Below are 20,292 nucleotides of genomic sequence, written 5' to 3' on the forward strand. Positions count from 1 at the left end.
ATGAAGCAACCAACCGCCGAAGCTCTTACACACTTGCGTAACCGTACGCATATCATTATTGAAGGCACAGATACTCGTCTGGGCAAGCTCTTTGATATTGTATTGCTGATTGCAATTTTAGCCAGTGTGGCGGTCGTCATGCTTGATAGTGTGCTATATATGCGTTTGCAGTATGGCACGTTGTTCTTTTATGCAGAGTGGTTTTTTACTATTTTGTTTACTATTGAGTATGCGTTAAGGCTGTTTTCAGCACCCAACCGCTTACGCTATGCTTTTAGTTTCTTTGGAATAGTAGACTTACTGTCTGTATTGCCAAGTTATTTGAGCCTAATGTTTGTGGGTGTACAGTATCTACTCGTGATACGGGTATTACGTATTTTACGTGTGTTCCGCGTTCTTAAGCTCAAGGCCTATATGCAACAGGCTGGGTTCTTGGCGTCTGCATTAAAAACCAGTCAGCAGAAAATTACGGTTTTCTTCCTATCGCTTGTATTGTTGGTAACCATCTTTGGTTCGATTATTTATGTGGTAGAAGGGCCGGAGAATGGATTTACCAGTATTCCACTGTCTATCTACTGGGCAGTTGTCACGATGACTACGGTTGGCTACGGTGATATGTCACCCAAGACACCGCTTGGGCAAGCAATTGCAACCATGGTCATGATCACAGGTTACTCGATTATTGCGGTACCAACAGGTATTTTCACGTCAGAGTTAGCACGTAATATGCGTCCACAGCTTAACCCAGTGACTTGTCCAAACTGTGGTAAGTTCGGCCATGCAGTAGGGGCAGACTTTTGCGATCGTTGTGGACACGCGCTACATATCTAGAGATAGGTTTAATCCCTACAGTCAATATACCTACTACGCATCGATGTATTCGTCAACCAGTGGTGAAAGGTCGATCTCGACGCCTAGGTTGACCAGATTCCAGTACTGTCCTGATACAGTACGGTCTAGCATCATAGTGGTAGCTGAGGGTTGAAACTGACCGAAGTACTTTAAAGACGTACGCATCTGTGCAATGGCCTCGTGATGTACTTGGCTACTGCCAAAATCAAATGCGCCTTCTTGATACGGGCTGATAGATAAAGGTTTAAGCCCAATCGATAGCCACTTTTCATAAAATTCACCAGGGATGTTCTTGTCATCTTCGCGGCGAATATCTAGCGCAATCAAATCTTGCTCAAGTGCAGTGACGTCACCTTTTAATGCATGTTTGACAAAGCGTTTAAATAGCTGCACTTCGCTATCACTATAGCTGCGGATACCGCCAAAGTCATAAGCCACGACACTGCCATCATAACGGAACGCAAAATTACCTGGATGAGGATCGCAGTGCATACGGTATAAGCCAAATAGCTGACCTGCAGTAAAGTGAAACAGACGCTCAGCTATTTTTTGTTTGACATCATTGTCCCACGTCGCGGCGACAGTTAATGTCTCTCCCATCTCTTCGGTCAGCGTTAAAATCCGTCTAGAAGAGTGGCTACTAATCACTTTGGGAATAATAAGGCCTTCATCTTCTGCATGAAAAGCACCAAACACGCGTAAGTTATGAGCCTCTTTGACATAGTCCAATTCATCATGCAAGCTCTGGCGAATCTCATTAAAAAGCTGCTCTTGTAGGTGCTTACTCATATTGAGCACGCCAGCGATTTTCAATGCCATACGTACTTGTTTGAGATCGCTATCGCAGTTTTCATCGACATCAGGATACTGGACTTTGACCACCACTTTTTGACCCGATGGCAACGTTGCTTTGTGTACCTGTCCAATGGATGCTGCGGCAAAAGGTGTCTCTTCAAACGCGCTAAACAATTCTAAGATTGGCGCTTTCAACTCACGTTCAACTTGGGCTCTTATCTGCGCATATGGCATTGGCGGCGCATCTTTCTGTAGTTTTTCGAGCGCTGACGCAACCTCAGGCGGGAACACATCTTTATATTGTGAAGCAATCTGTCCGACCTTCATCACTGCGCCTTTCATCTCACCCAACGTTTCGGCAATTTGAACGCCCACGTCTTGCATCAGATCTGAGCGAGCTTGCAGACGTTTTTCTTCGTCACTTGAGAGATGCTTAAATGAGTTTTTGGCGGCTTTGCCAGCAATACTCGCTGTCATGCCAGCGAGTTTCATAAAGCGTTTTCCGGACGATTTTGCCATTCATGTCACCGTATAATGGGTTGTTTGCTCAGTCGTAATTCTATTATTTTAATTGCAAAATTACTGTTTGACTAATGTGTGAAGACGCGAGTAATCATTTATAAAAAGTAAGCACAGTCATATCATTTGTTTGTGTCAACTGCATACATATTGCTTAACCAGTAATCAAGTGCCATTTGATAGCCCAATTGTCCCAAGCCGCAAATGACTCCGACCGCAACATCACTTAGATATGAATGATGACGGAAAGGCTCACGGGCATGAACATTGGATAAATGCACTTCTATAAATGGTTTTTGGGTGGCCAATAGCGCGTCGCGTAGAGCCACTGAAGTATGCGTAAATGCAGCCGGGTTGATAATGATAGCATCGACTTGGGCAGATTTGTCCGCCAATAATCCATGATGCTGAATGTCGTCTACTAGCTTACCTTCATGGTTGGACTGTATACAGATTAACTCTACGCCGTGGCGAGCGGCGTGCTCAACTAGTTGCTTTTCTATATCGGCAAGTGTCGTATGACCATAAATGTGCGGTTCCCGCTTGCCTAGTAAATTCAAGTTTACGCCGTTTACCAGTAGTAATTTATAAGTCAGTATTTGATTTGAATTTTCGTTAGTCGATTGTTTGGCTGTTTTTGATGGAGTAGAGGAGGTCATAATGGTCTCGGTAACTATTGAGCGATGTTAATAATTTATAATAATATATGAATAATTTAAGGCGCGAGCTGCCAAGCTAAATTGGCTTCAACGCATTTTGCTCTTTATCATAACAGCTTGTCAGCTGGGTTATAAAAATTTGTCTAAAAAAATTATCTAGATATCAAAAAGCATATTAAAAGTCTTTATGTTGCTAAAAACCCGTGCTATGATATTTTTTATGCAATAAATATTGCAAGTTTGTTGCTATCATCGAGTTTCATGACAATAAGCGCGTTTAGCGAATTCGTTATGGACACACTATGTAGGTAATTGAAGTACTACATAGACGATGGTAAGTAGAGTAGTAATACTCTTAATTTTTGATTTCATAATCTTAGACCCTGTTTATATGCAATGTCGCAAAGGAAGCTAGGGCTAAGCGGACTTTTTTAGGAAGTAATATTATGTCAGCTCGTGAGCAAGGTATCGTTAAGTGGTTTAATGACTCAAAAGGCTTTGGTTTCATTCAACGTGACAGCGGAGAAGATATTTTTGTCCATTTCCGCGCGATTCAGGGTGATGGCTATCGTTCTCTAAAAGATGGCGAAAAAGTTGAGTTCAGCGTAGTAGAAGGTGACAAAGGTCTGCAAGCTGAAGAAGTCAGAAAGATAGAAGAGTAATTTACCCAGACATTAAAGCGGTTTAGTTATAATGTCTGTACAAACTACTGATATACTACTGAGTCAAGCCCATCTTATCTTACCTATGTTGAGTGAACTGCAGCATATTTGGTAGGGTTGGATTCGGGCTTGGCTTTTTTTATGCCTATATGTCTGGTGGTTCTCCGCAGAATTAATAAAGCTACTCTTACTGATTACGGTTTAAATGCTGCATTTGACACTATAAAGGTTCATTGTGAGCCTATTTATAATTAATAAAATACGAGCAATTCATTTAAAAGGATATTTTTTTGAGCAATTTTACAACGTTTACTGATTTGCCACTTTCAACAGCGACCCTGCGTGCAGTAAGTGATCTAGGTTTTACTGAATTGACGCCCATTCAAGCAAAGATACTACCGCATACATTGGCACATCAAGATGCTATCGGACAAGCACAAACGGGCACAGGGAAAACAGCGACTTTTCTACTGACTATTATGGAAGCCTTGCTTAAGCGTCCATTTACCAACGACGAAGAGCGCTATCTTGGTGAGCCGCGCGCTGTGGTCATGGCACCAACTCGCGAACTGGCTCAGCAAATATTTGATGACTGCATTGCATTAACCAAATATACCTCGCTACATAGCGTCTGTATTATGGGAGGTACTAATTATGAAACTCAGCAGCACGAGCTTGAACGTCAATACGTTGATATCTTGGTAGCGACGCCTGGCCGTCTAATTGACCTTGCTAATAAAGGCATGGTGTATCTAGATAGAGTAGAAGTACTGGTACTTGATGAAGCCGATCGTATGCTAGATATGGGATTCATTCCTGATATCAAGCGCTTAGTTGGTCGAATGCCTGCCAATACCGATCGTCAAAGCTTGTTGTTTTCTGCAACCTTTAACCAAGATGTGATGAATTTAGCTTACCGCTGGTTACATGAGCCTCAGTTTGTTGAAATTGAGCCTGAACACAAGACCAGCGAGTTAGTAGATCAGCATTTTTATTTGCTGACAGAAGATCAAAAGCTAGACGCCTTGCAGCGTATTATCAGTGATGAAGCAGTAGAGAAGGTTATCGTCTTTGCCAATCGTAAAGACCAAGTAAAGCGTCTGTATCACAAACTGCGTCAAGCGCATAATATTGTGATGCTCTCGGGCGATGTCATTCAGCAAAAACGTGAGAAATACTTACAGCGCTTTAAAGATGGTCACGCGTCTATCTTGGTGGCGACAGATGTAGCAGGGCGCGGTATCCATGTCGATGATATCAGCCATGTGGTTAACTTTACTTTGCCTGATCAGCCAGATGATTATGTGCATCGCATTGGTCGTACGGGCCGTGCGGGCCAGACAGGCATTAGTATCAGCTTTGTGAGTGAGGATGATGCCTTTAATATACCGGCATTAGAGAAGCACTTGGAAACCAAATTTACGCTTGAGCAGTGGCAGGAATAATTGCTATAAACTGAGCACTACTTAACAAGCAAAAGCCCTCAATATCGCAAATGGTATTGAGGGCTTTTTTATATGCGAAGTGTTAATAGTATCTGTACCGATAAATTTATTGAGCGTGTTCCATCATTTCAGTATGCTCATGGTGATTCATGTCCACTGATTCATCACTCATGTCATGCATACTATGATCCATATGGTTGTCCATATTTTGCATATTATGATCCATATCTTCTGCCATATCCATATCGTGATTCATTTGGCTCATATTATGAGAGTCCATATCAGACATCATAGCAGCGTGGCTACTATGGTTCATCTCACCATGACTGCCATGCATATTTGCCATGACCATCGGCACGACCGCTACTGCAAAACCTGATATGACCATAACTGCACCGTTTAGCTGTCTTAAGCGAAAACGTCCGATCTTATCACGTAGCCAACCGACCGTCTCATGCGTCGCAACCAACATCGGTATGGTCCCTAGACCAAAGACAAACATCAACGCAGCACCGCTTAATGGATTATGAGCAACGACTGCAATTAGTAGAGCGCCATATACCAAACCACAAGGCAAAAAGCCCCAAAGCAAACCTGCTGTCAGTGCGCGCGGAAAAGTATTGAGTGGAAATACCTTTTGACGCAATGGGCTAAGATACTGCCAAAAGCGCATACCAAAACGTTCGAGCTTAGTCAAAAACGGTGCACCAAGCATCGTTACACCGACGAATACCAGTACCAATCCTAATAAAATACGCGGTGTACTATTACCCATCATCAATGGCTTTAATATGGTAATACCAATAAGCCCTGCGATTAAACCCAATAATGCGTAACTCGTTAAACGCCCAAGATGGTAAGTAGCCACCAAAGCACGGCGTTTGGCAGGGCTAACATCCTTCATAGACAGACCAAATGCGGTCACAAGACCGCCACACATGCCTAAACAATGCGGTGAACCAAAGAATCCCATTAGTAATGCCGCCACAAGTAAAGCGATGGTCATGAATGCGTCTCCTAAGAATAGTAAAGGGCGAACTTGCTAATGCTGAATTATTTAATAAAACGGCACCAATAAATTACGCATTTATAAGGTAGATAAGATTAGATTTCTGAGTTTTTATCTATCTCAGAATGTTCGTTATTTCCATCAGTTACCGCTGTCTGATCTTTTTGCTGGGTAGGTGCTGAGCGTTCATGAGCCTGCATGGTTTGGCGGCGTTCTTGACGGTCATCCAATATAATACGCTGTGATGCATTGTCCAGATCTTCGAATTGATTTGACTTGACCGCATAACGCACCGCCCAAATAGCAACCACAAACAGCATGAGACTTAATGGAATTAATAAAAATATACTGAGCATGGCAAATCTCTTAAATAGCAGTGTCTCTTATTATTATACACCCATCACAAATGTAGTGGATGTTCGGTAGCATTTAGGATGAGTTTCTCAATGGTATCGTATATATCTTTAACGTTTATTCGTCAGAGTTTTTTGCGGCATTGCCTCTTGGGGTCAATAGCTGCTGTGAAGTCACATCTTTGGCATGGCGGCAGTCCATCTGTGGACGTATCACATCGCGCAGGTAGGCTGCGACCTCATAGACAGCGCGCCTTGAGTGACTTAAGTTGTACGCAGGCTTCATCCAGTCGCGTCTTACTGGCAGTGGCGCAGGAAGTGGTGTGCTATTGATACCGTTTAAGGCAAACTGTCTGCGTGCACGTGCCATATGATAGCTGTCAGTAATCAAATATACATGGCGTAGCGGAATGCGTTTGGCTGTAAAACGGGCGTTTTCACATGTATTCATGCTGGCATTTTCACTGATCAGTCCGTCGATACCGTGTTCCATCAACCATTGACCGAGCCATGGAGCTTCAGCACCACTCAGTACGATCGGTAGAGGTAAGTCATGGTAAGCGCCTGCAGCGGTACGGGCGCGATTGAGGCTATAACGATTCAAGATAATTTGGTTGTTGTGGTCGTTGGTCAGACCGCCGCCTAAGACTACATAGGCAGTAGGCGGTGAGCTCATGGCAGCAGAAGGCATATCAGGTAGTGGCAATAGAGAAAAGATATAAACGATTGCTTGCGAAAACAGCGGAGTAAATAGGCTAATAATCACTAAAATGACAGACGTGGAGCCTAGTATAAAAGTAATATTGATAATGCGAAAAAGCGTCACCATGCGTTCAGAAAACCGCAAGTAATATCGCCATAATCGTTTAGATAATAGCCGCTTAGACCATGATTTTTTAGGCCACATGCTCAGCATATCCAATTGAGCCATCAGCATTTACCCAGACTGGCTCACGTGACAATTGAATGGCAAATTTTTCATAGACAGTAGCAGCGATATGTTTCTGCGCTATGGCTACATCTTCTTGCGTGGCTTGCTGAGGCGTATGGTTGGTCAGTACTAGTGCTTGCTGCTTGTGTGTAAAAATAGGTGCAATGCCGCCGCCTTTTAACCCTGCTTGTTCAATGAGCCAACCTGCAGCAACTTTTATCGTTGCATCAGGCATCGCATAACCAACGATAGCTGGATAAGTTGTTTGCAGCGCTGTGAACTGCTCCTGAGCGATAATAGGGTTTTGAAAAAAACTGCCACAATTAGGTAGCTGTTTTGGGTCTGGCAGTTTTTGTTGTCTAATATCTATAATGGCTTGCATAACATCATGAGGCATCGCTTGCTCGCGCCCTTGTTGCTCCGCATAGCGCTGCGCCACAGTCTGTACATCGCCATAACTGGCTAGAATATTGGCAGGATCAGTATGTAATCTGAAACCCACACGACTAATAAGCCATGTGTTTGGTGTGCGTTTAAAGATACTGTCACGATAGCCAAATTGACAATCGGCAGCTGATAAATGGTGCCAAGTTTGTGTCGGCAAATGATAGGCGCGTACATACTGTAAGCGGTCTTCTAATTGTACGCCGTATGCACCGATATTTTGTATGGGTGCTGCGCCCGTCAGGCCCGGTATTAGTGCAAGGTTTTCCAATCCATACCAACCTTGATTGACCGTATGTACGACCAAATCATGCCAGTTCTCACCAGCCATTACCTCGATATCAACATAATTGTCGGTTTGATTGGTCAGATGAATACCACGCATCTTTGGCTGCAATACTATAGCCTTCAACGCGGCAGGCAATAAAACATTGCTACCGCCAGACAGTACAAACAGTGGTAGCTTGTCTGCTGTATCCTCTATATAAGCTGCCATAAAATCATCAAGCTGCGCTTCATTCTCTAATGTCACTACAGAGTCAGCAACACAAGCCAATGCCATAGTATTATTATGTGACAAATCGATTGAATCATTAACTACGGCAGTCGCTGAAACATTCGAAACATCAGAGCTGATGGTAGACTGAGTACTGTGGTCAAGGCGTGAAGCTTGGGTCATAACATAGCCTATGTGGCAAAAGGATAATAAATGATAAGGTAGTTATAGTTGTTTCAATTTAAAAGAGATACAAAGCAACTGAGTGCAGACGTAACTGTGATACTTCAAGCGAGGTTAACGCTGTAGCTCTTTTATAGAAGATTAACCTTATTATAGAGGATACCGGATGCAAGAGTAGCAGAAATATAGACGGTATGGCTAGCAGGCTTTCCAGCTTTCTATCCAAGCTTGGGCGCTTGATTCGATACGCTCGATCACTTCTTCAAAATCATCGTTATCGCCCTTATAGGGATCTGGCACATCACTGCCGCAATAGGTAGGGTCTTCTTCACTGAACAGTGCTAGTGTTGCCAAATTATCCTCTGACTTTGCTGTAATGCTGTCTTTAATAGCTTGTAGATCAGCTAGATTCTGTGAATCCATGGCTAAGATTAAATCAAAATCACGAAAGTCATTGGCACTGACTTGACGAGTGACCAGCTTATTAATTTTGTAGCCGTGTGACTTAGCATGACGTTGTGAGCGAGCATCAGGCGCACTACCAACGTGCCAATCACTGGTGCCTGCTGAGTCTACTTTTATAGATAGTCCAGCAATCGCTGCTTGCTGACGAAAAACTTCTTCAGCAGTAGGGGAGCGGCAGATATTTCCTAAACATACCAATAATACAGACGAGGGAGTACAGGCTTTCATCAGCATAATATGACCTTCTATAACAAAAAAAACATGCTATAAGAGACCAGCATTGTTAATGCGGCTTTTATTAGCATGCAATCGATTGAATCAGCTGCTAGCGTAACGCTTAATGCTTGGAATGGCAAGGATAGAGACTAAACAATAGCGTCATTTAACAATGGAAATTTGGCCATATGATGCATGGCCAAAAGGTGAGATAGTGAAACGGTTTTAATCTTGATTACTTTTAAAACGCTGTAGATCGCGTCGCTCTTTTTTGTTGGGTTTGTTGTCAGGACGAGCAAGGTTGGCCAGTTTGCGCTGTTCGGCATAGTAAGCACGGCGCGTCTCGCTTTCTTTGGTCTCTGAATATAGTACCTCAGCGGCGGTCGCATTGCCACGCTGTGCAGATAGCGCCTCAACAACGACCGTCTTTTCAGTCATAGCGGTCGCTGAGCCTTGGCGAATGGTTAGCTCATCTCCGACTGAAATCTCTTTACTGGTTTTTACCCGGCTACCGGCATAGTGTACGCGTCCACTTTCAATCGCTTGTTTGGCTAGGGTGCGTGTACGATAAAACCTAGCTGCCCATAGCCATTTATCGAGACGGATTTTCACCAAACCTTGGTTATTATCATCAGCATTAGCATTTTTCTTCATAAGAGTCACTCTGCATTCGTTTTTATATTAAATCATAGTTTTATATAAATAATATTAGGGCAACTTTACTATTTGCAAATGTATTTTTGTGATTGTAGTGCTTAGGACGTGTTCCCAGTTCAAACGTTTATCACCATTTTTAAAATAGGGACATTCCCTAGTATCGGGTTATATGATGCAAAAAGCGGCTAATCATAAGAGAAGCCGCTTTTGTTATTCATCTTAGGAACATACTCTTAAGAGGTTATCTTAAAAACAACTGATAGCCAATGTTGTCATTGACCGTGGCACAGTCATAACCAATATCTAAAAGCGCGTCTTGTAGCTGACGAGAGTTACCTTCAGAGGCTTGCAGGCCAACCAGCACACGACCTTCAGCAGCACCATGGTTGCGGTAATGGAATAAAGTAATATTGAAGTCATCACCCAATTTTTCTAAGAACGTTAGCAATGCGCCTGGACGTTCTGGGAATACTACTTGTAGCAATTGTTCGTTTTCGACATGAGCATGACCACCAATCAAATGACGAATATGTGATTTGGCGATATCATCATCAGTCAGGTCGTGAGCAGTGTAGCCATCGTCTGACAATTGGTTACTGATGGTTTGACGCTCTTTTTCGCCTTCTTTTAAAGCGATACCTACGAAGATTGAGGCAGGCTCCATTGAGTCTGGTGACTTTTTGCTGTCAGCACGGTAGTTAAACTCTGTGATGTTACGGCCATGTAGACTGCGACAGAAGTTCAAAAAAGCGCCTGTTTGTTCAGGAATAGTAACCCCAAAGATGGCTTCTTTTTTCTCACCGATTTCGGTACGCTCAGCGATATAACGCAGGCGGTCAAAATTCATATTGGCACCGCAAATGATACCGACGCAGTTTTTATCTTGAATATTATTGGCTTCGATATATTTTTTCATACCAGCGACTGACAACGCGCCAGCAGGCTCAACGATACTGCGATTCTCTTCAAAGATATCTTTGACAGCCGCACACACTTCATCATTGGTACAAGTGATCACTTCAGGCTCAACGATAGGGCCTGAGTTATCGCTTTTTTGCGTACGGACGACATCAAAAGGCAATTCACCAATCTGCGCGACTGCCACCCCATCGACGAACAATCCTACTTGCTCAAGTTTGACACGTTCACCTGTTTCAAGTGCTGCTTTTAGACAAGCTGACTGCTCGGCTTCTACCGCAATCACTTTGACATGTGGTGCCACTTCACCTAAAAATGCGGCCACACCTGAAATCAGACCACCACCACCAACGGCAACGAATACATAGTCCATATTACGCCACTGCTGGGTCAGCTCAAGACCGATGGTACCTTGTCCTGCGATGACCAGTTCATCGTCATAAGGCGGAATAAAGGTCAGTCCTTCGCGTTCAGCGCGGTCAATCGCATAGCGGTTTGCTTGATCAAAACTATCACCGTGCAGATCTACATTGCCACCAAGTGCTCTTACCGCATCCACTTTGATGTCAGGAGTCGTGGTTGGCATAACGATGATGTTATTTAGTGATAATTTGCGTGCAGAGTAAGCCACGCCTTGCGCATGATTACCTGCTGAAGCACAAATCACGCCACGCGCTTTTTGCTCATCGCTCAACTGACTGATGCGGTTATAGGCACCGCGCAATTTAAATGATTTGACCGGTTGTAAGTCTTCACGCTTAAATCTAATGTCATTGGCAAAACGTTGGGTCAGCTTGGGCGCCGTTTCAAGTGGTGTTTGAATAGCAACGTCATAGACGGTGGCTTGTAAGATGGCTCGTACCCAGTGTGACAGCTGTGACAGCATAGTAATCCCTAAACAGAGTGAATATAAAAAGTATAAATGAATATAAAAACGAAATAGATTAGCCTATGCCGATTTTTAGTATCTTGCAAGACTCAATTGCAGTTTTCTTTGGATTTCGTGCTCGAATTTACATGAAGTGCAAGTATTTACCTAAGTTAAGCCTGAGCTAGGCACGATAGGACTCACAAATTAGCGTCATGATGCGCTAACATCCATTAATATCATCGGTTATAATAGCCGCGCATTTTATCTGTTTTAGCCTTTTACTTTTTTTAAGACCATACGTTTATTTTCCAAGGATTTATGATGAGTGATCAGCAAGCACAAAAGCAAGCCGCGGCCAAAGCTGCTCTAAGCTATATCGAAGACGATATGATACTTGGGGTAGGGACAGGTAGTACGGTCAACTGTTTGATTGAGTTGTTGCCACAATTGAAGCTTGCTGGCGCTGTCGCTAGCTCACAGGTGACAGAAGACAAACTTCGTGCGCTTGGTATCGAAATAGTCGATTTAAACTTTGCTGGTACATTGGATGTTTATATCGATGGTGCGGATGAAGTCAATGAACACTTGCAACTTATCAAAGGCGGCGGCGGTGCATTGACTCGCGAAAAGATTGTGGCAGCCGCTTCAAACAAGTTCGTCTGTATGGTCGATGATAGTAAAAGTGTTGATATATTAGGTCGCGCGTTTCCAGTACCGATTGAAGTATTACCACAAGCACGCTCTTATGTGGCTCGCCAATTGGCCAAATTAGGCGGTGAGCCAGTATATCGTGAAGACTTTGTCACTGATTATGGTAATGTCATTCTAGATACTTATGATTTGGATGTGAGTAATCCAATCGCGCTCGAAAAAGAGCTAAATAATATCGTAGGTGTGGTCTGTAATGGTATCTTTGCAGCAAACCAAGCAGACGTTTTGCTAAAAGCAGGTGCTAATGGCGTGACAACGCTCACGCGTTAAACTATCTTTGAATCATTTGTATAACCAAAAAAGCCGTCCAGATCTGGACGGCTTTTTTATTTGAGAACTTATTTAGGAGGGTACTAGCAAGTTATTTTACTATTGATCTCACTGTCTTTTTACAGAATAGTCTAAGTTATGCAGGTAACTTGATTTTGTCTTTAAGTAAAAACTCCATCAATGCTTTTTGGGCATGTAGGCGGTTTTCAGCTTCATCCCAAACGACAGAGCGTGGGTCATTAAGCATATCATGAGAGATTTCTTCGCCGCGATGGGCTGGCAAGCAGTGCATAAACACCACTTCAGGGTCGGCTTTGTCTAATAGAGACGGCGTCACTTGATAAGGGGCAAAACGACGTGCACGTGTGTTTTGCTCTGACTCTTGCCCCATGCTTGCCCACACATCGGTGACAATTAAGTTAGAATCTTTTGCTGCATCTTGTACGTTTTCTACCAGACTGACGCAGTGTGAGAAGCGCTCCATAAGTTTCGGATCAGGCTCAAACCCATAAGGCGCTGCGACACGTAATTCGAAACCAAACTGATTAGCAGCTTGCATAAATGATGAGCACATATTATTGCCATCACCGACCCACGTGACGATCTTATTTTCGATACTACCGCGATGCTCGTAATAGGTCTGCATATCAGCAAGCAACTGGCATGGATGATAGTCATCGGTCAACGCATTGATAATCGGTACGCTTGAGTATTCAGCAAAGGTTTCAACTTTTTCGTGCCCAAAGGTACGAATCATAATGATATCTACCATACTAGAAATCACGCGTGCTGAGTCTTCTAATGGCTCGCCGCGACCGAGCTGCGTATCGTTTGGTGATAAAAATATGGCGTTACCACCAAATTGACCCATACCGGTCTCAAACGAGATACGGGTACGCGTTGAAGATTTTTCAAATATCATGCCAAGCGTACGACCAACAAAAGGCTGGTATATCTCGCCTGCGTGTTGCATCTTACGCAGTTCGCTTGCGCGTTTGATTAAGTTTTCTAGTTCTTGTTTGGTTAAATCAGATAAGGTTAAAAAATGGCGCAAACTCATAGTAATCCTAGCAGTCGATCGCAGTCAGTGAAACGTCATCAGTCTTCAATAGCATCGCGTCAGTGCGTTACTGGGTTGACAACAAACTTTTAGTATAGCGTATTTACTTTCAATGTAAACGTTCATTTTTATCAAGATCAAATGGCTTGCCAAATAGACCGAAATCACCTTAGCAAGCCACAATATCTTATATGCTAATGACTGTGCCGCTAATGATTATGCCTGTGTACGGTTTGGACGTATGCTAAGGCGACATAATAGCTCATAGCTAATCGTCCCAGCATGACCTGCGACTTCATCGACACGCGGCGCATCGCCCCAGAGCATGACTTTGCTATCTATAGCAAGACTCTCAGGTGCGCTACTGATATCAATGACAATCATATCCATAGCCACGCGCCCAATCACTGGGCAGCGGTAGCTTTGGCTGTCGTTAGCATCGATGACAGTGACATACGCATCATCAGTGACCACACGTGGATAGCCATCTCCATATCCAACGCTGACCAACGCCGTTCTGGTATCTTGCTGCGCACGCCAGCGGCTACCATAGCCGATCGCATCATTTGCGCTAACGGTTTGTAGAGCAATGATTTGAGCACTAAATTCCATCGCGGGCTGCAAGTTTAGTTCTTGTGCGCTTTTATCAACCACAGGCGAGCTACCGTATAAAATAATACCTGGACGTACCCAATCATAATGATGTTCTGGGAAGTTGACGATACCAGCAGAGTTGCATAATGAGCCTTGGATATCTGGGCTAATGGTGTCTTTCAAAGTCGCTAGTACGCTTGAGAAGCGCTCAATCTGCATCGCATTTAATGGGTGATCGTGGTCATCAGCATTGGCGAAATGCGTGGCTAGAATCAGCTGATAACCCGCTTCATGTAGGCGTTTTGCTGCTGATAGCACACCCTCAGCATTGAAACCCAAACGGTTCATACCTGTATTGTATTTGAGCCAAGCTACTCTAGTTGCACTGCCAGCTGGTGGGATATTTTGTAGTGCCCATTCTAACTGTGGTCCGTGGTGAATCACGCAGCTAATCTCATGATCAATCGATTGCTGCCACTCATCAGCGCTAAACGCACCTTCTACTAGACCGATGGTTTTCTCCCAACCTAACTGTCTGGCTTCTAGCGCTTCAGTCAACGTAGCGACACCGATACCATCTGCTTGCTGCAGGGCTGGCAAGACTGCCGCTACGCCATGTCCGTAAGCATTGGATTTGACCATAGCCAATACCTTAGACTGAGGTGCTCGTTGTTTGACTTGATTTAGGTTATGAGTAAGGGCTTTTGGTTTTATAGTAATTGTGCGCATAATCGCCTTCTTTATGAGTAGAATTATGAAGTTATAAAGCCAGCACTGCATCGATTGAGTTGATGCGGTACTGGCTATTGTATTAAAACTGGTTATGTAAAATTATTCATTAACCTATAATTGAAACTGAGTCTATATAAGGCTTAGTCTTTGTTAGGGTTAAATTTTATAAGGTTAGTTACTCATCATTCTCAAAACTCACGCCTTGATAGTACTCTGGCGTTAGATTGATAAAGCGGGTAAATTGACCTTCAAAGCCTAGACGAATAGTACCGATAGGACCGTTACGCTGTTTACCAATGATGATTTCCGCCACGCCTTTGTGGTCCGAGTTTTCATTATAAACCTCATCACGATAGATGAACATAATCAAATCGGCATCCTGCTCAATCGCACCAGACTCACGTAGATCCGACATGATAGGACGTTTATTTGGACGGTTTTCTAGACTACGGTTAAGCTGTGACAATGCAATCACGGGACATTCAAGCTCACGTGCCAGTGCCTTTAAACTACGAGAAATCTCGGAAATCTCGCCAACACGGTTACCATCTAGACTTGGTACTTTCATCAGCTGAAGATAATCGACTACGATAGCACCCAAGCGACCATCATGGTTTTTGGCGATACGGCGGCAGCGGGAACGCATCTCAGACGGCGGTAGGGCAGTACTGTCATCAATATATAAATGCTTTGATTGCAAATGTTGAATGGCATTCATCATCTTTGCCCATTCATCTTCGTTCATTTGCCCAGAACGCAGGTGCGTCTGGTTAATCGCGCCCCATGAGGACAGCAGACGCATGACGATAGATTCTGCAGGCATCTCCATCGAAAACACGACGACTGGCAAATCTTCATTGAACAAAATCCCTTCTGCCAAGTTCATCGCAAAAGTGGTTTTACCCATCGAAGGACGCGCAGCAACAATAATCAAGTCACCCGCTTGTAGGCCTTGGGTTTTGTTATTCAATTCAGCAAATGGTGTCTGCAAACCAATCATGCCGTCGGGATTAGATTTTAGCTCTTGAATCTTATCGATAACATTGGTTAAGACAGAAGTGATACCAACAGGTCCGCGCTGTTCCGCACGTTTGTTATGCTGCTCATTGATACTAAATATCTTGCCTTCGACATTGTCTAGAATGTCGCTAACGCTTTGGTCTTTTGGATTATAGGCAAGTGTCAGCATGTCATTACCAGTGGTAATCAGTTGACGCAGCGTTGAGAGCTCACGCACACGCTGGGCGTAGGCAGTCAGGTTAAATAAGGTCGCAGGACTTTGGCTCAAAATATCGGCCAAATAACTGTCACCACCTGCGCCTTTTAGTAGCTTTTGCGCTTCTAACCAGTCGTGTACCATGACCGTATCATAAGGCTCATTCACTGCCGCCAAATGAGCAATGGCATCAAAAATGTATTGATGTCGCCCAGCATAAAAGTCATCTTTGGTGACAATATCGGCAATCTTGTCGTACGCCTCTTCGATACTCATCAAAGACGCGAGCAATGCCTTTTCAATATCAATATTGTGCGGCGGTGTCTGATTGAGTAAGTCGTCGGTTTTGTCGTTTTCTGCCATGAGTGCCTAATGAGTTAAAATGGGTATGAAAAAAGATGTCGATGATAGAGCAATACAAACGTAGCGCGCCTCTACGATAGAAGTACCAAAACGCGGTCTCAGGTTTGTCTGTAAATGCTACAATCAGATGCGAAAGTTTAACACATAATGTGGTTTTTTAGACTTGATAAAGCACTAAATATGAAGTGATTGTTTTTCATGAACTAAGAAATACCATAAAGCATCTAATTGTAAAAACTTAAAATATTAATTATAAATATAATAAAATCAGTAATTTAAATAAAAAAGGCTATTGTTATGACAGAAGAAAAGCGCCCGCTATTAATCACCACAGGTGAGCCTGCAGGTATTGGCATGGACGTAGTGCTAGGATTAGCAGCAGAGGGTAAGTTACAAGACTTTGCTCGACCAATTTGGGTGACTGCTGATGCTAAAGCCATGCAAACTCGTGCGGAGGAATTGATTGCAGCTGGCGTGCTCAAAAGCATACCTAGCTGGCATACTATCAATACAGATATAAATACCGATAATTTCGATGTTAACTTGGTAGAGCAGATATCGCAGCAAGATATAGACGCTGATAGTGCTTTCATCCTACTGAGTATTCCTTGTGCCGCACCAGTTGTCTGCGGGCAAATCAATATCGCTAACTCAGCGATGGTGGCTCAGCAGTTAGATATTGCTCATAAACTGGCAATAAATAATACAGTCGCTGCCATCGTCACTGGGCCATTGCAAAAATCAGCGTTGATAGATGCTGGTATCAAGCTATTAGATGGCACCATGTTTAGTGGTCATACCGAGTTTTTCATGCAGCAAAGTGGCTGTGAAAAAGTCGTCATGATGCTTGCCAACCAAGCGATGAAAGTCGCGCTTGTCACTACGCATTTACCATTAAAGGACATCCCTGCTGCCATCACCGCGGAGAACGTGCGCCAAACGGTACAAATTGTCATCGATGATATGCGAGAAAAGTTTGGTCTCGCGCAGCCTCGCATCTTGGTTTGCGGCCTCAATCCACATGCAGGCGAGGGCGGGCATTTGGGGAGCGAGGAGATTGAGATTATCAATCCCGTGTTGCAAGAATTCATCGATGCAGGCGTCAATATATCAGAGGCGATGCCAGCGGATACGTTATTTACCACCAGACATTTAGCAAACTGTGATGCGGTCATTGCCATGTATCACGACCAAGGATTGCCAGTATTAAAATCGCACGGTTTTGGCGATACGGTCAATCTAACCTTGGGCTTGCCTTATATTCGTACTTCTGTCGATCATGGTACGGCGCTAGACTTGGCAGGAAGTGGCGGTGCGAGTGCGACTAGCTTATATCAAGCACTAAATATGGCTAATGAGATGGCTGATAAATCACTTATCGATGTACCTGCTGTATAAATCAGTGCTTATAGATATTTTTCACATAGTACTTAATAATTTTAGTATCAGTAATGCCTATCTAAAAAGGCAGCCACTTAAGACGATTTAGTAAAGCTTTTATCGTGCATGAGGAACAGCATCTGTCTTAAACACAGGCTCGAAAGCCTAGGATCAGGACCCTAAGCTTGTCTGGTTACGGATACCGATTGGTTGATCAGATCCATGGATCCGAACGAAGTTAAGAACGCGACGCTGGACGCATCGGACCCAACACCGATGCGGGCCATTGTGTCGGCATCTGCCATGCCAGTCGGATCAATGAGGTGCCAGCTCCCTTCAAGATAGACCTCGGCCACGGCATGAAAGTCTTGTGGTGTCATATCGGGCGCATAAACGCTCACAAACCTAGCTGGTATCGACGACGCGCGCGCTAGGGTTACGAGAACATGCGCAAAGTCGCGGCATACGCCCTGACGTTGAGCAAAGCTGTCAAGCGCGGTGGTTTGTGCATGGCTTGATCCGGGTACGTAGCTAAATGCCGACTCGATCCAGTCGCGCATCGCGGCAATTCGTGCGCCGCCAGCGAGATTGCCAAACTCGGCGTCCACGAAGGCATGGAACTGTTCTGACGGGCAATAGTGAGACGGCATTAAATGCCTGATCGTCTCTCCGGGCAAAAGATGCAGGGGCGTTTGGGACAGTACCGATATGTCTAAGGCAGGACGGTCAACGGCGATTTCTGCGAGATAAGTGCAGCTAAAATCCCCTTCAGCGTGAATCCAAATCCGCTCTCCTATGCCATCATCGGCGGTAACCCGTGAAAAATGCGCAACGTCTGATGTCCAAATCTCGGCTGACCGTACCCGTTGATCCGCAAGATCAGCAGCTTCGATCTGAAGCAAAAGATCCATTGGCTCTGAGAGTCGATAATGGAGGGTGACGTTAAGTTTCAGGATCATATGTGAATTCCCTAAGGGTATTTATCTGGCGGGCTGACGATCGCGTAGGGCTGAACCGCCTCGACTATATCAGAGACTGGCTTACTTTACTGGAGTCAGACAGCAATGCCTGACAGGGTTAAATTATCATAATAGCGCTTTTCAAACTCAAAAGGTGAAACATAACCAATTGCGTTATGCAGTCGGGCTTTATTAAACCTGAGAAGTGTCAGAAATTGATTAATTATCGATTTATTTTTACGCCGCAATCGTTATGATGACTCCATCTTTGTACCTGTTTCTGTCTGCTAGCACTTGATTTGACGCTGCCATTTAGCATAATCAGAGTTTATATTATATGGATGTAGGGATAAAAAGTTACCGAGTCAGTTACTCAAAAGCATGGCTCGTCTATCGATAATAATTATTCAAAAACACAGCCTAATTATGAGCTGTGCTATAATTTGTTATTATAAAGTCAGTATATCGCTGCCATGACATTATCATCGCCCATTTATCTTTTATACATTAAGACTCTTTTATGTCCAAAACTTCATTTGATGCTCAAACTATTTCTAACAGCTTGCGTGCTGCCAAACATCAGCCGCGTAAGCGCTTTGGCCAAAACTTTTTGCATGATACCAGCGTCATTCGCGAAATCGTCGAAAGTATTCGTCTAGAGCGCGATGACAATTTGATCGAGATTGGGCCTGGTATGGGCGCATTGACCGAGCCGTTATTAGCAGAAGTGGATGCGATGACAGTGGTGGAGCTGGATCGTGATTTGGCAGATAGCTTGCGTATTCGTATCGGTGCCAATAGCCATCCAAACTTTGAGATTATCAAAGACAATGCGATGCATGTGGACTACCGTGAGCTATATAGTGAAGAGCGCGGTAAGCTGCGCGTAGTGGGCAACCTACCGTATAACATCTCAACGCCTATCTTATTTCATCTGCTTAGCTATGCCGATGTGATTCAAGACATGCATTTTATGTTGCAAAAAGAAGTGGTCGAGCGTATCACAGCCGACGTGGGTAGCAAGACTTATGGCCGCTTGTCGGTCATTATGCAATATCACTGTGATACAGATTACTTGCTGACCGTTCCTCGCGGTGCGTTTAATCCACCACCCAAGGTGACCAGTGCTGTCTTCCGCCTGACACCGCATATCAACAAACCAGTAGTCGCAAATGATGAAGAGCACTTTGCTATTGTCGTGCGTGAGACTTTCAACCATCGTCGCAAGACGCTACGTGCTATCTTCAAAAAATCAACGTTGCTACCGACATTGAGCGAAGACGATTTTGAGGCTTGTGGTATTGATCCGCAGGCACGACCTGAGACATTAAGCGTCACAGACTTTGTGAACCTAAGCAATCATTCACAACAGCTAGACGTATAATGTATTTTTGATACATAAAAGCATGCTACTAACCGTCAATTATAATGGCGGTTTTTTATGCTTTATTTTTATGACTAGGGCGTGTCTTCAATTGGATAAGCCCTAAATAATAGTTACAATACCGCATCTATTGAGTCGATGCGAGAAA

19 protein-coding genes are annotated in these 20,292 nt (G+C 43.9%); 6 read left to right on the top strand and 13 right to left on the bottom strand.

Translation table 11 applies throughout. The features are described from left to right. Complete coding sequence (locus tag QO187_RS05290) at nucleotides 1-831, top strand: ion transporter (protein WP_057760421.1); 831 nt, start codon at nucleotides 1-3, stop codon at nucleotides 829-831. A gap of 33 nt (nucleotides 832-864) precedes the next feature. On the opposite strand, the gene QO187_RS05295 is transcribed toward QO187_RS05290, so the two are convergent. Next, nucleotides 865-2,166, bottom strand: coding sequence for an AarF/ABC1/UbiB kinase family protein (locus QO187_RS05295; protein ID WP_102093401.1), 1,302 nt, complete (start codon nucleotides 2,164-2,166; stop codon nucleotides 865-867). A 122-nt stretch (nucleotides 2,167-2,288) separates the two neighbouring features. Then, nucleotides 2,289-2,825, bottom strand: a complete 537-nt coding sequence (gene aroQ / locus QO187_RS05300; RefSeq protein ID WP_102093403.1) for a type II 3-dehydroquinate dehydratase — start codon at nucleotides 2,823-2,825, stop codon at nucleotides 2,289-2,291. 446 nt (nucleotides 2,826-3,271) lie between these two features. Here aroQ and QO187_RS05305 point away from each other — a divergent pair, with 446 nt between their 5' ends. Then, entirely contained in the window at nucleotides 3,272-3,487 is a 216-nt protein-coding gene (locus tag QO187_RS05305; RefSeq protein WP_057760416.1) for a cold-shock protein, read from the top strand. Between the two features lie 290 nt (nucleotides 3,488-3,777). Then, nucleotides 3,778-4,932 (top strand): DEAD/DEAH box helicase, encoded by a 1,155-nt coding sequence (locus tag QO187_RS05310; protein ID WP_102091784.1) that lies wholly within the window; start codon nucleotides 3,778-3,780, stop codon nucleotides 4,930-4,932. 106 nt (nucleotides 4,933-5,038) lie between these two features. Here the strand turns inward: QO187_RS05310 and QO187_RS05315 are convergent, their stop codons facing one another. The 7 genes from QO187_RS05315 to ilvA form a co-directional block, all read right to left on the bottom strand. Further along, nucleotides 5,039-5,938 (bottom strand): sulfite exporter TauE/SafE family protein, encoded by a 900-nt coding sequence (locus QO187_RS05315; protein WP_102093405.1) that lies wholly within the window; start codon nucleotides 5,936-5,938, stop codon nucleotides 5,039-5,041. Nucleotides 5,939-6,036: 98 nt separating this feature from the next. Beyond that, nucleotides 6,037-6,297 (bottom strand): cbb3-type cytochrome oxidase assembly protein CcoS, encoded by a 261-nt coding sequence (gene ccoS / locus QO187_RS05320; RefSeq protein WP_227673272.1) that lies wholly within the window; start codon nucleotides 6,295-6,297, stop codon nucleotides 6,037-6,039. Nucleotides 6,298-6,412: 115 nt separating this feature from the next. Beyond that, nucleotides 6,413-7,141 carry a YdcF family protein gene (locus QO187_RS05325; RefSeq protein ID WP_228153184.1) on the bottom strand — a complete coding sequence of 243 codons (729 nt, stop codon included), beginning with the start codon at nucleotides 7,139-7,141 and terminating at the stop codon, nucleotides 6,413-6,415. A 49-nt stretch (nucleotides 7,142-7,190) separates the two neighbouring features. Further along, entirely contained in the window at nucleotides 7,191-8,231 is a 1,041-nt protein-coding gene (murB, locus tag QO187_RS05330; RefSeq protein ID WP_257020010.1) for a UDP-N-acetylmuramate dehydrogenase, read from the bottom strand. 315 nt (nucleotides 8,232-8,546) lie between these two features. Next, on the bottom strand, nucleotides 8,547-9,047 hold the full coding sequence (locus QO187_RS05335) for a low molecular weight protein-tyrosine-phosphatase (RefSeq protein WP_102093410.1): 501 nt from the start codon (nucleotides 9,045-9,047) through the stop codon (nucleotides 8,547-8,549). Between the two features lie 207 nt (nucleotides 9,048-9,254). Beyond that, nucleotides 9,255-9,683, bottom strand: coding sequence for an RNA-binding S4 domain-containing protein (locus QO187_RS05340; protein ID WP_057760405.1), 429 nt, complete (start codon nucleotides 9,681-9,683; stop codon nucleotides 9,255-9,257). Nucleotides 9,684-9,927: 244 nt separating this feature from the next. Further along, the gene (ilvA, locus tag QO187_RS05345; RefSeq protein ID WP_102093412.1) at nucleotides 9,928-11,490 is read right to left on the bottom strand and encodes a threonine ammonia-lyase, biosynthetic; all 1,563 of its coding nucleotides are present in this window, start codon (nucleotides 11,488-11,490) and stop codon (nucleotides 9,928-9,930) included. A gap of 306 nt (nucleotides 11,491-11,796) precedes the next feature. On the opposite strand from ilvA, the gene rpiA reads away from it, so the two are divergent. Continuing rightward, nucleotides 11,797-12,456, top strand: coding sequence for a ribose-5-phosphate isomerase RpiA (rpiA, locus tag QO187_RS05350; RefSeq protein WP_057760400.1), 660 nt, complete (start codon nucleotides 11,797-11,799; stop codon nucleotides 12,454-12,456). Nucleotides 12,457-12,592: 136 nt separating this feature from the next. Here the strand turns inward: rpiA and argF are convergent, their stop codons facing one another. From argF to dnaB, 3 genes are all read right to left on the bottom strand, one after another. Beyond that, nucleotides 12,593-13,516, bottom strand: a complete 924-nt coding sequence (gene argF, locus QO187_RS05355; protein WP_057760398.1) for an ornithine carbamoyltransferase — start codon at nucleotides 13,514-13,516, stop codon at nucleotides 12,593-12,595. Nucleotides 13,517-13,732: 216 nt separating this feature from the next. Then, nucleotides 13,733-14,839 (bottom strand): alanine racemase, encoded by a 1,107-nt coding sequence (gene alr / locus QO187_RS05360; RefSeq protein WP_102093413.1) that lies wholly within the window; start codon nucleotides 14,837-14,839, stop codon nucleotides 13,733-13,735. A 178-nt stretch (nucleotides 14,840-15,017) separates the two neighbouring features. Then, complete coding sequence (gene dnaB, locus QO187_RS05365; RefSeq protein ID WP_057760393.1) at nucleotides 15,018-16,421, bottom strand: replicative DNA helicase; 1,404 nt, start codon at nucleotides 16,419-16,421, stop codon at nucleotides 15,018-15,020. Nucleotides 16,422-16,718: 297 nt separating this feature from the next. On the opposite strand from dnaB, the gene pdxA reads away from it, so the two are divergent. Continuing rightward, on the top strand, nucleotides 16,719-17,819 hold the full coding sequence (gene pdxA / locus QO187_RS05370) for a 4-hydroxythreonine-4-phosphate dehydrogenase PdxA (RefSeq protein WP_102093415.1): 1,101 nt from the start codon (nucleotides 16,719-16,721) through the stop codon (nucleotides 17,817-17,819). A 161-nt stretch (nucleotides 17,820-17,980) separates the two neighbouring features. Here the strand turns inward: pdxA and QO187_RS05375 are convergent, their stop codons facing one another. Then, a complete protein-coding gene (locus QO187_RS05375; RefSeq protein ID WP_102093417.1) occupies nucleotides 17,981-18,760 on the bottom strand; it encodes a transglutaminase family protein in 780 nt (259 codons plus the stop codon). A 520-nt stretch (nucleotides 18,761-19,280) separates the two neighbouring features. Between QO187_RS05375 and rsmA the strand changes: the two genes are divergently transcribed. Continuing rightward, nucleotides 19,281-20,144 carry a 16S rRNA (adenine(1518)-N(6)/adenine(1519)-N(6))-dimethyltransferase RsmA gene (gene rsmA, locus QO187_RS05380; protein ID WP_102091795.1) on the top strand — a complete coding sequence of 288 codons (864 nt, stop codon included), beginning with the start codon at nucleotides 19,281-19,283 and terminating at the stop codon, nucleotides 20,142-20,144. The last annotated feature ends 148 nt before the right edge of the window (nucleotides 20,145-20,292 follow it).

This window comes from Psychrobacter sp. Arc9, from assembly GCF_041431295.1.
In the GTDB taxonomy this organism is placed as follows: Bacteria; Pseudomonadota; Gammaproteobacteria; order Pseudomonadales; family Moraxellaceae; genus Psychrobacter.

What these genes read in the sequence shown, in the direction of transcription:
- dnaB (WP_057760393.1), bottom strand. Translation starts at nt 16,421, where the DNA reads ATGGCAGAAAACGACAAAACCGACGACTTACTCAATCAGACACCGCCG.
- QO187_RS05335 (WP_102093410.1), bottom strand. Translation starts at nt 9,047, where the DNA reads ATGCTGATGAAAGCCTGTACTCCCTCGTCTGTATTATTGGTATGTTTA.
- aroQ (WP_102093403.1), bottom strand. Translation starts at nt 2,825, where the DNA reads ATGACCTCCTCTACTCCATCAAAAACAGCCAAACAATCGACTAACGAA.
- ccoS (WP_227673272.1), bottom strand. Translation starts at nt 6,297, where the DNA reads ATGCTCAGTATATTTTTATTAATTCCATTAAGTCTCATGCTGTTTGTG.
- rpiA (WP_057760400.1), top strand. Translation starts at nt 11,797, where the DNA reads ATGAGTGATCAGCAAGCACAAAAGCAAGCCGCGGCCAAAGCTGCTCTA.
- murB (WP_257020010.1), bottom strand. Translation starts at nt 8,231, where the DNA reads ATGGCATTGGCTTGTGTTGCTGACTCTGTAGTGACATTAGAGAATGAA.
- rsmA (WP_102091795.1), top strand. Translation starts at nt 19,281, where the DNA reads ATGTCCAAAACTTCATTTGATGCTCAAACTATTTCTAACAGCTTGCGT.
- QO187_RS05375 (WP_102093417.1), bottom strand. Translation starts at nt 18,760, where the DNA reads ATGATCCTGAAACTTAACGTCACCCTCCATTATCGACTCTCAGAGCCA.
- pdxA (WP_102093415.1), top strand. Translation starts at nt 16,719, where the DNA reads ATGACAGAAGAAAAGCGCCCGCTATTAATCACCACAGGTGAGCCTGCA.
- alr (WP_102093413.1), bottom strand. Translation starts at nt 14,839, where the DNA reads ATGCGCACAATTACTATAAAACCAAAAGCCCTTACTCATAACCTAAAT.
- ilvA (WP_102093412.1), bottom strand. Translation starts at nt 11,490, where the DNA reads ATGCTGTCACAGCTGTCACACTGGGTACGAGCCATCTTACAAGCCACC.
- QO187_RS05305 (WP_057760416.1), top strand. Translation starts at nt 3,272, where the DNA reads ATGTCAGCTCGTGAGCAAGGTATCGTTAAGTGGTTTAATGACTCAAAA.
- QO187_RS05290 (WP_057760421.1), top strand. Translation starts at nt 1, where the DNA reads ATGAAGCAACCAACCGCCGAAGCTCTTACACACTTGCGTAACCGTACG.
- QO187_RS05340 (WP_057760405.1), bottom strand. Translation starts at nt 9,683, where the DNA reads ATGAAGAAAAATGCTAATGCTGATGATAATAACCAAGGTTTGGTGAAA.
- QO187_RS05315 (WP_102093405.1), bottom strand. Translation starts at nt 5,938, where the DNA reads ATGACCATCGCTTTACTTGTGGCGGCATTACTAATGGGATTCTTTGGT.
- QO187_RS05295 (WP_102093401.1), bottom strand. Translation starts at nt 2,166, where the DNA reads ATGGCAAAATCGTCCGGAAAACGCTTTATGAAACTCGCTGGCATGACA.
- argF (WP_057760398.1), bottom strand. Translation starts at nt 13,516, where the DNA reads ATGAGTTTGCGCCATTTTTTAACCTTATCTGATTTAACCAAACAAGAA.